This window comes from Cloacibacillus sp. An23, from assembly GCF_002159945.1.
In the GTDB taxonomy this organism is placed as follows: domain Bacteria; phylum Synergistota; class Synergistia; order Synergistales; family Synergistaceae; genus Caccocola.
In genome coordinates this window covers 75,585-89,593 of sequence record NZ_NFJQ01000008.1, presented here as the reverse complement: position 1 = coordinate 89,593, position 14,009 = coordinate 75,585, and the positions used below count along the sequence as shown (strand labels likewise).

Here is a 14,009-nt window from a genome sequence, read left to right as displayed (position 1 = left end):
GCCTCCACCCGTTCGTTAAAATTTTTCAAGACAGCGCGCCAGAATTTTTTCGGGCGCGTCCGCGTCGCTCAATAACGCTAGATATGATAATGTAATTAAGAATTCAAGGGAATAGCTCCCCTGACCGAAAACCGTGAATTTTTTCCCCGCGAGCGCCGCCATCCCGACGCCGCCGTAGCGCGCCGGATTTTTCTCGCCTTTCGCGCATGAGCTGGCCGCTATTATTACCGGGCGCTCCGCTCCGCCGTATGCCGCTTCGATCTCACCGTGCAGCCGCTGCGCCATATTCCCAGCGCCGTAGCCGCAGAGTATGATGATTTTCACATTTTTCGGGAAGCCGCCTGAATAAGCTGGGTGCAGGTAAACGACGGCAAGCCTGCGCGCGGTCTCCAACGCGTCCGCGGCATTACGCGGCAATCCGAAAAACGGCGAAACTCCGCCGCCGGTACGGACGTAGGCGCAAAGCGCGGACGAGTCCTCTTTATGCACGTAAGCGCCCGGAAAGCTCTCGCAGGCAAAATAAATAAAGACGCCGCGTTCCGTGTCGCAGAGCAGCTTCGCCGCCCCGAGCAGATTGTCCGCGCCGTCGAACCCATCCTCGGCCGGCACTCTCTGGCTGCCGGTCAGCACGACCGCCGCGCCGGAAACGGTAAGCGAAAGCCACGCGGCGCTGTATGCCATCGTGTCAGTACCGTGGACGACTAGGAATTTTTTTATCCCTGCGTCACGCCCTTCAACTATGACGCGCGAAAGCGCAAGCCACTCGTCCGGCGACATGTCCGAGCTGTCGATGCCGGCCTCGCCGAAAGCCCAGGCGGTCACGCACTCGAAGCCGCGGCCGCGCAGATAATCGAGCGCCCGGGCGACGGCGGCGCCAGCGGCCCCGGCGTCCGGCACGGCGCCGCCGCCATTATCGACCGAGACTATCGTGCCGCCGGTCGATACGACCATGACCTTTTCCATAGCTTTGCCCTCCTTTACCCGAAGCGGACGAACCAGACGCTAAAACGCCGCCGCCTCCATCGAAAGCAGTATCCCCTCGTACCAAAGCAGCAGCACGGCGCAGACGGAAAGCAGATAAACGACGCAGCCGCGCGCGTATGCCGGCAGCGGGCGCTCGAGCAGCGACAATATCAGCCTGCACAGAGGGACTGCGCAAATCCTCATGAGGCCGACGGAAATCCAGAAGACGACGAAATTGACGGCCTGCCCTCGCCATGAGATCGCGGCAGACTCGCCGAAGGTTCCCATAAGGTCGCTCGGGAAGACGATGTACGTTACAGCGGCTATGACTATAAAGGCCCGCAGCACGGACCAAACCTGGAGAATACCGCGCGGCGCGCCGTCGTAATCAGGAAGCTCGTCCTCTTTAAGCAGCAGAGTCCCCGACTCCGCGCCGCGCTGCGGCGTCTGGCTCAGCACGGCGATTACGAAAATGACTACGCCGGCGACGCCAGGCCACGACATCGAGCGCATCTGTCCAAACAGAGAGAAAGAGTTGAAGCTGAACGGATCGCTGTCGAGCCCGTTCTTTATGAGGTATGCCGCTATAGACGCGCAGGCCGCCATAAAAGGCAGGAGAAACCGGATCATATTCTTCATCTCGGCCCGCACCGTCTCAAGGGCCTCGCCCGATCCGGTCGAATACAGCGATATAAGCACGAATACCTCTGAAAGCAGCATGAACTGCGCCAGCTGCACCATATCCGCACCGTTGTCGATTATCGGTATATACGTGCAGACCGGCAGACAGGCCCATACGGTCATCAGCGCCGCGAAAGCCGGGACCGGGCAGTACAGCGGAGCGTTCGAGCGCGCGCCGCCCGGAAGAACCGCCGGCCTCCTGAAAAATCCCGCGAAACTCACGGACGGAACGTCCGCCGCACCGCTCCTTTTAGCTAAAGCCGCAAAGAATCTGAAATATATCTTTTCGGAGACGACGGCGGCTGCAACGGCGAAACAAATCAGCAGCCACGCGTTGAAATAACGGAAAAGCGAAGAGAAAATATCTGCAGTCATATCAAATCACCTTACGAACACAGCCGCGGCGAAAAGCAGAACAAGAGCCGCGATGCCGCACAGCCCGGAGGCGGCAGCCCGGCGCCATGGACGGAAACACGACGCGGCGACCTCGGCGATAAACCGCTCCGAAGGAAACATCGGAAAAGCGACGGCCCTCTCGCCTCGCGCCGGAGAGACGACGCCGCCTGAGCGGCGGACGCACAGACTCACTGCCGCGGCGCCGCAAGCCGCCGCCATCAAAAAGACCAGAAGCCATTTATACACGTCCCACGTGAAAAAACCAGTCGATATACGCAGCATCATCGCGTACCGGCCGGCGTCCGGCATGGCGGCTCCGGCCGGTACGGTACGGTTTATCAGAGCAGCGGCGGCCGGAGAGACCATTTTTTCAAAAACATATCCGGGGACGGCGGAAGCCGCAGCGAAGAGCATAAGCAGGAAAAACAGAGGAAAAGCCACCGTAGACTCCCCCGCGAAATGGAACTCGCTCTTCAGTGGCTTTCGGACAAGCGCAAGCGACGCGAGGAAACGCAGCCCGATCATCAGCATAAACACCGTAAACATGAAAAGAGCCACAGCGACCAGCGGATTCAGGAAATTTGCAGAACGGAACAAAAGCTGCTTAGAGGTATAGCCGATAAAAGGCGGAAGCCCGGCGAGAGACATGACGACTACAAAAAGTGCGAAAAGCGAAAGCGGAGCGCGCTCGGCCATCATCCCCTCCTGCCACAGCTCACAACCCTCGTACTCCTGCTTCAGATAAACCGTAACGACGGAAAGAGCCGCCGTCACTGGAAGGAAAATCAGCCACAGCGCTATCATCGACTCCATCGCGCTCACGCCGTAAAGGGCGGCGCGCTCGGCGCTGAACGTCCCGCTCACGGCGATGCCGGTCGTTACGACGACCATACCTTTAACGTACATAATCATCGAATCCATGAAATGAACAGGAGACCTGCCCGCGCTCTGAAACACTATCGCGGACAGCATAGCCGCGAAGCCGAGCATTATAAAAAGCGCGGGGACCTTCTGAAGGCCGTCGAGCGGCCCGTAAAGCGAGAAAATCACGCGGAAAGCCGCGAACAGCGACGCCTGCGTCCTGATGCCGAAAAAGCATATCTTGGAGGCGTCGGGAAGATAGGGCGACGGCTTGAAAAAAATATACAAAAGCGGCACAGTCATCAGCACGAAAGCCGCGAGCGACGAAGGCGTCCCCTTCACTAGCGACGCCAATGCGGAGATATTGTCCGTGCCGTACTCAGACCTGAGCATCAGCGCACCCGCGAGAAACATCACGAGCAGCAGGACGCGCGAGACGTAATAAAGCGCGTGCTTGCCGCCCGGCCTTCGCTCGCCGACCGCGAAATTGCTGTAAAGCCCGGTCACCCCGGCCTGCGTCGCCAACATGAACACGAAAAGGGCCGAAAGCCCGCTCGCGTAAAACATCCCCTGTATCCCGGCGCACGTCAGCAGGAAAAAGGCAGCCTTGCGCGGCGTGATAATATTGCGCTTGTCGGACAGCGCGCGCAGCCCCGCGACGAAAGCGACGAAGCTCATAAGCATCGAAGAGACGGCGCCGAAAGCGTCTACCGTAAGCGCGGCTCGCGCGCCGTCAAAATTTCCACCGGCGGCCGACCGCCAGCCGCCGTCAGAAAGAAAATAAAACGGAGCGGCCGACATCTCCGCGCCGGCCCACACACGGTATGAAACGACGAGCTCGGCGATCAATATGACGAGGAACGGAAGCTTATACAAAATCTTAGGGATACCCCTGCCGCGCCCACGCGCCGCTAAGCGTCCGTAAAGCATGACGCAGGCCATCAATAAAACGCCTGCGAACGGAAGTGTAATGGCAATAACGGGCAAAGGCATCGCCCGGAACAAATACGACAGATTCATACGCTCACCTTTCGCGCAGCAAACTGCGGCGGCCCGGCACGCTGACAGGCCGCCGCCGATTATTATAACAAAAGAGGCTCGAGACGTTACAAAAAGGCCTCGCGATATTTTCAAAAAGCTATTGACGCGGCGGCGAAAGTTGGTATAATACTCTCCGTTGGCCGGGGTGGCGGAATGGTAGACGCACGGGACTTAAAATCCTGCGGGCGCAAGCTCGTGCGGGTTCGAATCCCGCTCTCGGCACCAACCAGCCTGGTATCGCGGGGTGGAGCAGTTCGGAAGCTCGTCGGGCTCATAACCCGAAGGTCATAGGTTCAAATCCTATCCCCGCAACCAATTTATGGCGCTGTAGCTCAGTTGGCTAGAGCATTCGGTTCATACCCGACAGGTCACTGGTTCAAGTCCAGTTAGCGCCACCAGTAAATACCAGCCTCTCAGCGATGAGAGGCTTTTATAAAGTTTTTCGGGGCGTAGCGCAGTCTGGTTAGCGCGCTTGGTTCGGGACCAAGAGGTCGGAAGTTCGAATCTTCTCGCCCCGACCAGTTTGAGACAGAGCCGTTCGGAATGAGCGGCTCTGTTTTTGTATTAGGCTCCATATCGTTCCGTTATTCATACGTATATCCGTATCGTGCTGCTGAGTGCGCGGGCTTTTCCATAAACAGACGCCGCGCCCGTTCGGCATACGGCATAGTATATTCTCAAATACGTGAGAGTTCCGAACATTATATATGGCGAAATGGCTGAGCAGTATGATCTGGATATTGATATTCAACCTGTCGTACCGGCTTTATTATCCTCGATCAACTTCTTTAAAAAATGTATGTCGCCTCGCAAATCTTTTGTGTGATGCGTGGCGCCCATTCCATACTCAATAGCATCATCCATCGCGGCTATTCCGTTTAATTCAGCCTCGGTCCTAAGTGTTAAGGATGGAGATTCCACCGGACTGACAGGGCCGTTTTAGTGGCAGGCTATCCGGAAGATTGCCGGAATGACATAAATGTTTGCCGTTTTAGTCAATTCACTATATTACGGCTATTTCAGCGTTCTTGCCCGCAAATTATATAACCGCGCCGTCCGCGGAGTATGCCGAAAGCGCGCCGCTTGTATGCGGCACGCTTATTTTCCGGCGATTCTATTGGTATTTTCCACTATCACTCATTCGCTATGTGCGCGAGCTTGTCCCATATCGGTGCGGAGGCTTCTACTATTTCTTTGTAGATGGCGAATATTTTTTCGTATTTCGCGTGGTTTTCCGAAGCCGGTTTGTATGTGCGTTTCATTCTTACGCATTTGCGCGCGGCTTCGATTTCGTCGGAGAACGCGCCTACGCCAACTCCGGCGAGGAGCGCTCCGCCGAAGGAGGATTCCGCGTGCTCGGGCATTTTTACTTCGAGGCCGAATACGTCGCATACGATCTGGCTCCACAGCGGACTTTTCGCACCGCCGCCTATTATGACGATGTCTTCCATGTTGCCGGTGAAGTCTTTGAGTACCTGGAGGCAGTCGTAAAGGCTGAATGCGACGCCTTCGAGCAGCGCGCGGGCGAAGTCGCCTTTGTTGTGTACCATGCTGACGCCGAAGAAGTCTCCGCGCGCGTTGGGGTTGAAGTACGGGCAGCGTTCGCCCAGCAGGTACGGATGGAATATCAGGCCGCGCGCGCCGAGTTCGGCTTTCGACGCCTGTTCGTCCATTAGCATGTAGACGTCTTCGCCCTTCGCTTCGCAGAGTTCTTTTTCCGCGGGGTACAGCGCGTCGCGCATCCATCTGTAGGCAGAGGCGCAGCTGTTGGTCGCCGTCACGGTGTACCACTTGCCCTCTACGGAGTATGGGTACGTGAATGATTTTGCGTGGGGGACGGCGTTGTCTGTGATGAGGTTGACGTTGCCCGCGGTCGCAAGCTTTACTATTATCTGTCCGGCGTTGACCGCTCCGGCGCTGAAGTCTTCCGCGGCAGTGTCGGAGCATCCGGCTATTACCGGGAGCCTTTCGGGAAGTCCGGTAAGCGCGGCCGCTTCGGCGCGGACTTTTCCGACGATTTCCTTTGTTCCGCGTATTTCTGGAAGGACGGATAGCGGCAGCTCTATCATTCCGCAGAGCTCGGGAGACCAGGCGTTTTTGCGCGCGTCGTAGAGCAGGCTCCCCTGCGCGTCTACGATGTCGGTGCAGAAGTCTCCCGTCACCCATGAGCGCACGTAGTCTTTTGTGAACATGAGGCGCTTTATTTTTCCGTAGTTTTCCGGCTCGTTCTCTTTCAGCCAGAGAAGCTGCGGCAGGGTCCACGTCGGCGTCGGCATCTGCATTCCTATGCGGAATATCTCTTCGCCGTATTTTTCTTTGAGGCGATTACATTGGCCGCCGCTGCGCTGGTCGTTCCACATGATGCAGGGGCGTATGACTTTTCCCGCTTCGTCCATCAGCACCGCGTTGTGCGTCGAGGCGGTGACGGCGAGCGCGAGCATTCCGGCGAAGCCGTCGCTCATCTGTCCGCGGCAGGATTTTACAGTTTTGATGAAAGCTTCTATCCAGAGGGACGGGGCCTGCTCGGACCATCCGGGATGCTTGTGTTCGGAGGGGTATTCCTCAAAGGCGGAGGCCAGGATGTTTCCCTCTTTGTCTATAACGGTGGCTTTGCAGCCGCCGGTTCCGAAATCAACGCCGAAAAGTTTTTCCGTCACGATTTATTCCCCCAATGTATGTACGCCGGGAGGAAGCGCCGCGCCGAAAAGAACCGGCACAGTTTTTAATATTTCTTGACGACGAGCGCCTTCTCCAGAGCTTCGAAATTTTGTATGGCCTTATCGCCGAGCTTCAGCGACACGCCGGTGTACAGTGTGTCGATGATGGTCAGCTCCGCAATGCGCGACGATATGGCGTATGTCCTGTACTTCGTCTCCTGCGAATATGTGTAGAGTCGTATGTCCGCCAGTTTCGAAACGGGCGATATGCCGTTGTCCGTAATGGATATGACGGTAACGCCTCTTTCCTTCGCCAGCTTCATCGCCTCGGCGACGTCGCGCGAGCTTCCGGAGTGCGATATGGCGAGCAGCACGTCCTCTTTCGTCATGGAGACGACCGCTATCATCTGCATGTGGTCGTCGGTGTAGGCGCTGACGTTGAGCCCGATGCGCAGGAATTTGTGCTGCGCGTCGAGCGCGATGGCGCCTGAGTTCCCGTTGCCTATCACGACTATGCGCCGGGCTCTGCAAATAGCGTCTATGCTGCCAGCGACGGCTTTTCCGTCGAGCGCCTTCCTCGTCATCGTGAGAGTGTGGATGGCGCTCGAGAATATCTTGTCTATTATCATTTCGGGCGGCGAGCCTGCCGTCAGGTCTTCGTGTATCTTGTCCTGCTGGCTCACAAGCTCGCGCGCGACGCTGACTTTAAGCGCCTGGAACCCTGAGTAGCCGAGCTTGGCGCAGACCCGCGTGACGGTCGCCTCGCTCGTCCCGGCAAGCTCGGCCAGTTCCGTGATGGAGGAGTAGATCAGCTTGTCGCGGTTTTCCATCATACATTCCGCCGTCTTGCGCTCCATCTTGGAAAGGGATTCCAATTTTTCCTGTATGCGGCTGAAAAATGCTTTGCTCGATATATCTTCGCTCATGTAAGTTCGCTCCTGTTGGTCGGTTTTATCTATTTTACATATCCGGCGGCTCTCGAGCAAACTTATTTTCCGTACAGCCGCGTTAGGTTTTCCGCTATATCAGGTCTACCACACGCCCTCTTTCGCCCGGGGCCGCGAGCATTTCGAGCGCTTTGTCCACGTAGCGTCTGCGGCACGACTTTTCATCCTCGGGGCTGAGGTTCGGGTTGCCGACAGGGCACGTTATCGCAAATCCGCGCAGTATGCGCGACGCTCCTACTGAGCCCGCAATGTCCACGACGGCGCATATCTGTGTCACCGGTATGCCGGCGCGCTCTATTTCCTTTACTATCGTTGACCCGCAACGAGTGCTCGTGCCTCAGGTAGAGGTCAGTATGGCGGCGTCCACACCTTTTGCGAGGAGCGCCTGCGCGATCTGACGGCCTTTTTCCTTAGAGGCGGCTACGGAGGCGCAGTTGCCGGTGGCGACGTAGACTTCGGGCTCGAGCGAGCCGAGACGGCCTTCGGCGACTTCCTCGCGAAGTACGTCGACCGGGAATAGGCGATACGGATTTTCCATGACCCATGTGCCGTCGTAGCCGCTGTGTATGACGAAGTGAGGCTCGGAGATAAGTTTGTCCCAGTCGTAATGCCCCCATGTCGTGCTGCCGTTCGGTTTCAGCTTGTCGGGATTGCTCTCCGGGATAAGTCCGCCGTCCGTTACGAGCGCGAGTTTCGCGCGCGTAATGTCCGCGACGGGCGGCGCCGGCTCGACTATGTCGAATTTCGGAGGGAGCAGTTCGCTCTCAAACGGCTCGCCCTTGATCTTCTTCATCAGCATTTCTATGGCGCGCTGCGCGGCGTTCTGCGGCTGTTCCTCGTTGAGGATGACGTCGCGTATAATGTAGCCTTCAGAGGCGGCGCTTCCTATATGTTCTCCGGTCAACAGCCGAAGGCCGATGCCGGCCATGACGGGCGCGACGCTGCGGAGCTGCGAGGACATTATGCCCGTCTTGACTATGTACGTGTCCTTCCTGAAGAGGTCCACGGCCGGGTTCTCCGGGTACATCCCGGTAACGGTCGGGATGTGCAGTTCGCGTCCGACGGCCGATGCCATACTGCCGCAGCTTATGCCGTAGCGTCCCGCGTTGAACGCCGGGCCTGCGATGAACAGGTCGGGCTTCAGCTCCCTCACTATGGCGAGCCCTTCCGCGGTCGAACGCGCCGTGTCGTCCGCGAAGTAGTTGTCTCCGCATATCACGGTAGCGACGACCTCGCAGCAGTCTTTCAGCAGATTCTGGAAGAGCTTCGCGGGGCCGACGGCCTCATGCTTCACCGAGAAGCCGACGTGAGCCATATCCTCCCCGCCTATCTGCCCGAAGAACTGGTTTATATAGCAGACGACGCGCCATTTCTTCTGTTCCATTGCGTTACACATCCTTTAATAATCCACGGCCTTGCCGTAGGAATAGCCGACCTGGCTCATTAGGCCGACCTGTTTCATATAGGTCGAGCGCACCTGCCCTATCGCGGGGTCGCCGGTGGCTATCTTGTGCCCGCCGATAACGCCGTCGTCTCCGCTCAAATAGAGCGCGTCTTTCGGCCCGCCGAGCAGAGTCTTGACGGGCGGGAGCGTGAAGTTGTGGTAATAGGTGCCTGAGCAGACTATCGAATCCACGTTCGGCTCGCTTATCATACATTCGACGCCGAGGTTGCTCTTGCCGTTGAGTATCTGGATTATCGGCACGGCCTTGATGCCGAGCTTTTCCGCCTCGCTCGCTATCGCGCCGACGCACAGAGTCGAAGCGCCGCCGACGCCTTTTGTAACAATTACGCCGTCCGCGTGGAACACATTCTTAAGCAGACTCGCCGCCATCTTCGAGACGAGGTTCCTGTGCTTCGCCTCGACAGAGGTGACGGTTATTATCACTCCGGCGAAGTTCAGGTCTTTGCCGTGGCGGCGCATTAGCTCCACTATCACGGGGTGGTTTTGTATCTCGTAGGTCGTGACGCAGCGGAAGCCGCCGCACGGCGATATAGCGCCGTCGAGTATCTCGGTCGGCTGCATGACGAGCGGGAAGGTGTCCGGCACGGCGTTGCCGTATAGCATAGGCTCGCGGTAGTTCTGCGTGTCGTACTGCTTCGAGTATATCTGATACGAATAGGCTATGCTAGGAAGGCCGGGATACTGAGTCTCGTTGTCGAAGGTCTCCACCGACTCCGCCGGGTGGTCCAGCGTGACCTTGGCGAGCAGCACGCTCGTCTTGAAGCCTATCCTGCGCACCGCCTCACGGTACTCGCGGAAGTCGGCGCCTTCGTGCGCCATAGGCTCGATGACCAGCTCCGGCATCTTCGCGTACGGGTTTATCGCGGCGCACTCGCCGCTCATGTCGAACGAGCCCCACTTCCTCGACCAGTACGTATCGTTCTGGCAAAGCACTATGCCGGCTCCCTCGACGGCGCGCGTGACGCCGCTTCCGGCTATTTCATAGTCGTCGGTCAGCACGCCGGGCCAGTCTATGTTGTCGGACGCCTTGCAGCGCGGCTGGACCACGTCGACGACGTTGATGATGCGCGTGGAATCGCCGGGATAGGCAATGTCTATCTTCAGAGTTTCAAAGCAGCTCTCCGGCTCCGCGAACGCGAGAATATCCGCCTTATTGACGTAAAGCACGCCGTCCTCAAGACATGTCCTCTTGCCGAAACGCATATCCTTCACGCGCACCGTTTCCACAGTTAACTTCATGCAAATTACTCCTCTTTATGCTCCCATCAGAAGATTAGGAACGAAAGTGACTATCGGCGGGAAGAACCACATAAGGAGCATTACCGCCAGGATGATTGCAACGACATGACCGGCATATCGTACCGCTTCTTTAAACGGCGCTTCCGCGATACTCATAGACAAGAATAAGTAAAGCCCGACAGGCGGTGTCAGCCCTCCGACAACAGTCGCAACAGAGAAAATGACACCGAACAGGAGCGGGTCAACGCCTAGTCCCGTTATAATTGGATAAACTATAGGCAGAATAACAGCTGTTGCGGCTAATGTCTCCATAAAGCATCCAATTATAAGCATCACAACAATAATGATGAACACTACCACCGCCGGGTCATGTGTAAGTGAAAGCATAAATGTCTTTATCGTTCCAGCCATATTTTCACGCGCAAAAATATATGAGTAAATATTCGAAATTCCCATAAGCATCATGAGCATGGCTGACGAAGCAGACGCTCTCTTAAAAATACCGACAAGATCGCTAAGCTTTAAAGTCCTATATATGAAGAATCCACATACTAGGCCATAAAGACATGCGATAATTCCTGATTCAGTTGCAGTAAATACTCCGGATATGACTCCTCCCAGGATGATAAGCGGAGTAATCAGTGCAAAAAATGCTTCTCTAAATGTACGCCACACTTCACGCAGATTAAATTTATCCGCACCTGCATCAACATTGTGCTTGCGAGCGTACCAATAACACATCGCCATTAGGCACACACCAATAACTACACCAGGAATCAATCCGCCAAGAAAAAGCTTGCCGATAGAGAATCCGGTTAATGACGCAAACACTATCATGTTAGTGCTAGGCGGAATAATGGGGCCAAGCGCGCCGGAACCGGCAATCAGTGCAGCTATAAAAGAACGTTTGTACCCAGCTCTTTTCAGTTCCGGCACCGTCAATGTGCCGACAGCCGTCATAGTTGCCGCTCCGGAACCAGAAATCCCAGCAAAAATCATATTCGCAAGGACTGAAACCATCCCCATGCCGCCACGAACAGAGGCAATACACGCGCGGCAAAAACTTAATATTCTTTTAGATAAGTGCGCTGCACCAAGTATTTCTCCAGCCAATATAAAAAACGGGCCTGCCATAAGAGAGAAAGAGTTCATACCGCGTATTGCTTGCTGGACGGCCATAAATGTCGGGATGTCGCTTCCTAATATAATCGCTAAGAGTCCAGACAAACCTATAGCAAAGCAGCACGGCACGCCAAGGGCTAAAAAAATTAAAAGCGTGACTAAAGCAATGACGACCATCTATCTTTCCCCTTTTTCATATTCTTTCGCTAATTTAGGAATTGCGCTTGCGTAAGAGCAAAGCATCATTGCTATACCGATAGGCACTGCCGCGTAAATATACGAATAAGGTATTCGAATCGCCGCACCGAGTGACCTGCCGCTCCTTGACACAAGTTCGATTGCTGCTGGAAAGAACATAATGAGAAAAATCACACATAGCACTCTGCCTATAATAAACAGCCAGGCTCTAAGCTTATTGTCTTTTAAGAAACTAATCAAAATATCAACAGAAACGTGCCCATCAACTCTGATGGTGAGTGCCGAACCAATGAAAGTCAGGTAAATGCAGCAAAAACGCATCGCTTCTTCCGTCCATGCAGGCGCGGTATGGAAAATAAAACGCCCGAAAACCTGGACGCTGCCTAAAGCTAAAATTACGATAAACAACGCCATACACACATACGTTTGTATACATTCTATATAGCGGTCTATTTTTAGTAATGTTTTCAAAAAAGTTCCTCCTTTTGTTGACATTACAAAATTAAATAAAGTGAAAATGCGTATGTTTCAGCCTAGTCTAGTGCATACGCATTTTCACGCAATGCGCTAGCGCCTATTTACTTTATTGCTTCCATTTTGGCTATAAGTTCTCCGAGTCCATAAGTCTTGCTATATTCGTCATATATGGACTGGCATGCTGCTCTCATTCGCTCACGCTCTTCAGGTGCAATCTCATTTATCGTCACGCCGGCGGCCTCAATCGTTTTTTCAGCATCTCGCCCCATTGCGTCTCTGTCAGCAATCTGCTGTTTCTGATTTTCAAGAGCACATTCCGTTATAATTTTCTGCAAATCTTCCGGGATAGAATTCCATTTATTCTCATTTATCAGCACCATATAAGCCTGCGGAAGATACCCCAATTTCGACATATAACGGCCGACTTCCTGAAAATTCATGCTGACAAGGCCGACATCGTCGGCTTCAACCGCATCAGCGACCCCCTGCTGAAGAATCGTGTATGCTTCGCTCCACGCTGATGTGACGGTGTTCGCGCCTAAGCAGTTCCAAATATCAACATATAATTTTGTTTCCGGCGTCCTTATTTTTAACCCTTGTATATCTTCCAGACGCGTTATTGGTTTGCTCTTTATCAGCGGGTGACGTAAACCGTTTGAATACGTCATGAGCAGGCGTAACCCTGACCCTTCAAGCATAGCCGGAGCTTCAGCAGGAATGATTTCTTCAATTATCTTTCCCTGTGAAGCAAGGCTGTCTGTAAGGAAAGGAAGGTTGAAAACACCGAGCTTTGGAATATTAAGAGCAGAAGCCCAATCAGAGGCATCAGCCAAAGTCATGTCGAGCGTCCCCATAGAGACCTGTTCCATCATTTCGCGCGCTGAGCCTAGCTGGCTCGCCGGATAAATATTAACGACTACACGCCCGCCGCTGCGCTCTTCTACCAGTTTTTTAAACTGTTCTGGGGCAATATAAAGAGCATGCCCGGGATTCTGAATGTGGCCAAACTCAAGCGCAATAGGTTTATCCGCAGAATATGATGGAACAGCGAAGAAAACTACCAACAACAAGCAAATTATGAAAGTCAGATGACGTTTGTTTCGCTTCATAAATAACATCTCCCTATCTTAGTTTTAAAAGAAACGCACTAAAGTCGTACTTGACCACATGTGATAGAAATATTGCTGCCGGTAGTCGCGTTGCCAAGCTCTCCGCACAGCATTACAGCCCAATTACCAATTTCTTCAATCTCTAAAAGACGATGCAAAGGAATTAAATCAGCAAAATAGTTATATCCTCCTTCCGTATCAGTACCAAGTTCTTCCGCAATTCTGGCAATAGAATTGACCATCATTGGAGTTTGCACAAAGCACGGGCAAAGTGCGTTGACCAATATATTGTCTTTAGCGAGTTCATTTCCCCAGATACGCGTGAGATGAGAAACAGCAGCCTTAGACGCGGCATAAGCGCTGTATGTTTCCGTTGTTAAAAACGCCTGTGAAGAAGATATATTTACAATGCGCCCCCATTTATTGTTTTTCATATATGGGACAGCGTTTTTCGTGCAGATAACGACACCGTCTACGTTGACGTCCATTACTTTCTTAAACTTTTCCAAGTCGAGATTATTCACAAGGTCTTTATAAATTATGCCTGCGTTATTGCAAAGTATATCTAAATGTCCATATTGGGTTACTATGCCCGCAAATATTTCTTTAACATTCTCTTCGTCTGTTACATCCATTATCATGCGATCTATAGATTTATAAAGTTTTTTGTCTGAGCATTCATCGTCTGTAAATTTCAAGTCGGTCGCAATTACAGTTGCTCCCGCGTCGCTTAACGCATTTGCAATCCCCATACCATTCCCTTGAGCAGCTCCTGTTACAACTGCGACACGACCGCTTAAATCAAAGAGAGCTCCAAAACGCTCCAAATGTTTCATTTGGCACAACCTCCTTT

General features: G+C 53.9%; 11 protein-coding genes and 4 tRNA genes. 4 read left to right on the top strand and 11 right to left on the bottom strand.

Annotation, left to right across the window (positions count from 1 at the left end; genetic code table 11):
- Positions 1 to 15: 15 nt before the first annotated feature.
- From B5F39_RS09140 to B5F39_RS09130, 3 genes are read right to left on the bottom strand one after another with little or no spacing between them, the layout of a single operon-like run.
- Positions 16 to 963 (bottom strand): asparaginase domain-containing protein, encoded by a 948-nt coding sequence (locus B5F39_RS09140; RefSeq protein WP_087366354.1) that lies wholly within the window; start codon positions 961 to 963, stop codon positions 16 to 18.
- A gap of 39 nt (positions 964 to 1,002) precedes the next feature.
- On the bottom strand, positions 1,003 to 2,019 hold the full coding sequence (locus B5F39_RS09135; protein ID WP_087366351.1) for a hypothetical protein: 1,017 nt from the start codon (positions 2,017 to 2,019) through the stop codon (positions 1,003 to 1,005).
- Between the two features lie 6 nt (positions 2,020 to 2,025).
- Positions 2,026 to 3,843, bottom strand: coding sequence for a hypothetical protein (locus tag B5F39_RS09130; RefSeq protein ID WP_087366348.1), 1,818 nt, complete (start codon positions 3,841 to 3,843; stop codon positions 2,026 to 2,028).
- A 238-nt stretch (positions 3,844 to 4,081) separates the two neighbouring features.
- Here B5F39_RS09130 and B5F39_RS09120 point away from each other — a divergent pair.
- The 4 genes from B5F39_RS09120 (at position 4,082) to B5F39_RS09105 (ending at position 4,463) form a co-directional block, all read left to right on the top strand.
- Positions 4,082 to 4,167 (top strand) — tRNA-Leu (locus B5F39_RS09120).
- 13 nt (positions 4,168 to 4,180) lie between these two features.
- Positions 4,181 to 4,257: transfer RNA gene (locus B5F39_RS09115), tRNA-Met, on the top strand.
- Positions 4,258 to 4,263: 6 nt separating this feature from the next.
- Positions 4,264 to 4,340, top strand: a tRNA-Met gene (locus tag B5F39_RS09110).
- 45 nt (positions 4,341 to 4,385) lie between these two features.
- Positions 4,386 to 4,463: transfer RNA gene (locus tag B5F39_RS09105), tRNA-Pro, on the top strand.
- A gap of 612 nt (positions 4,464 to 5,075) precedes the next feature.
- On the opposite strand, the gene xylB is transcribed toward B5F39_RS09105, so the two are convergent.
- The 8 genes from xylB to B5F39_RS09060 form a co-directional block, all read right to left on the bottom strand.
- Positions 5,076 to 6,599, bottom strand: coding sequence for a xylulokinase (xylB, locus tag B5F39_RS09100; protein ID WP_087366342.1), 1,524 nt, complete (start codon positions 6,597 to 6,599; stop codon positions 5,076 to 5,078).
- 65 nt (positions 6,600 to 6,664) lie between these two features.
- Positions 6,665 to 7,525 (bottom strand): MurR/RpiR family transcriptional regulator, encoded by an 861-nt coding sequence (locus B5F39_RS09095; RefSeq protein WP_087366339.1) that lies wholly within the window; start codon positions 7,523 to 7,525, stop codon positions 6,665 to 6,667.
- Positions 7,526 to 7,619: 94 nt separating this feature from the next.
- Entirely contained in the window at positions 7,620 to 8,930 is a 1,311-nt protein-coding gene (locus B5F39_RS09085; protein ID WP_255376023.1) for a glycine/betaine/sarcosine/D-proline family reductase selenoprotein B, read from the bottom strand.
- A 15-nt stretch (positions 8,931 to 8,945) separates the two neighbouring features.
- The gene (locus B5F39_RS09080) at positions 8,946 to 10,250 is read right to left on the bottom strand and encodes a glycine/sarcosine/betaine reductase component B subunit (RefSeq protein WP_087366329.1); all 1,305 of its coding nucleotides are present in this window, start codon (positions 10,248 to 10,250) and stop codon (positions 8,946 to 8,948) included.
- A 15-nt stretch (positions 10,251 to 10,265) separates the two neighbouring features.
- Positions 10,266 to 11,549, bottom strand: a complete 1,284-nt coding sequence (locus B5F39_RS09075) for a TRAP transporter large permease (protein ID WP_087366326.1) — start codon at positions 11,547 to 11,549, stop codon at positions 10,266 to 10,268.
- Positions 11,550 to 12,041 carry a TRAP transporter small permease gene (locus B5F39_RS09070; protein WP_087366323.1) on the bottom strand — a complete coding sequence of 164 codons (492 nt, stop codon included), beginning with the start codon at positions 12,039 to 12,041 and terminating at the stop codon, positions 11,550 to 11,552.
- A gap of 107 nt (positions 12,042 to 12,148) precedes the next feature.
- Positions 12,149 to 13,156 carry a TRAP transporter substrate-binding protein gene (locus B5F39_RS09065; RefSeq protein WP_204245085.1) on the bottom strand — a complete coding sequence of 336 codons (1,008 nt, stop codon included), beginning with the start codon at positions 13,154 to 13,156 and terminating at the stop codon, positions 12,149 to 12,151.
- Between the two features lie 38 nt (positions 13,157 to 13,194).
- The gene (locus B5F39_RS09060; RefSeq protein WP_087366318.1) at positions 13,195 to 13,992 is read right to left on the bottom strand and encodes an SDR family oxidoreductase; all 798 of its coding nucleotides are present in this window, start codon (positions 13,990 to 13,992) and stop codon (positions 13,195 to 13,197) included.
- Positions 13,993 to 14,009 lie beyond the last annotated feature (17 nt).

Excerpts from the sequence above, each read along its gene's own strand:
- B5F39_RS09140 (WP_087366354.1), bottom strand. The coding sequence starts at position 963 with ATGGAAAAGGTCATGGTCGTATCGACCGGCGGCACGATAGTCTCGGTC.
- B5F39_RS09135 (WP_087366351.1), bottom strand. The coding sequence starts at position 2,019 with ATGACTGCAGATATTTTCTCTTCGCTTTTCCGTTATTTCAACGCGTGG.
- B5F39_RS09130 (WP_087366348.1), bottom strand. The coding sequence starts at position 3,843 with ATGGCCTGCGTCATGCTTTACGGACGCTTAGCGGCGCGTGGGCGCGGC.
- B5F39_RS09095 (WP_087366339.1), bottom strand. The coding sequence starts at position 7,525 with ATGAGCGAAGATATATCGAGCAAAGCATTTTTCAGCCGCATACAGGAA.
- B5F39_RS09080 (WP_087366329.1), bottom strand. The coding sequence starts at position 10,250 with ATGAAGTTAACTGTGGAAACGGTGCGCGTGAAGGATATGCGTTTCGGC.
- B5F39_RS09075 (WP_087366326.1), bottom strand. The coding sequence starts at position 11,549 with ATGGTCGTCATTGCTTTAGTCACGCTTTTAATTTTTTTAGCCCTTGGC.
- B5F39_RS09065 (WP_204245085.1), bottom strand. The coding sequence starts at position 13,156 with ATGAAGCGAAACAAACGTCATCTGACTTTCATAATTTGCTTGTTGTTG.
- B5F39_RS09060 (WP_087366318.1), bottom strand. The coding sequence starts at position 13,992 with ATGAAACATTTGGAGCGTTTTGGAGCTCTCTTTGATTTAAGCGGTCGT.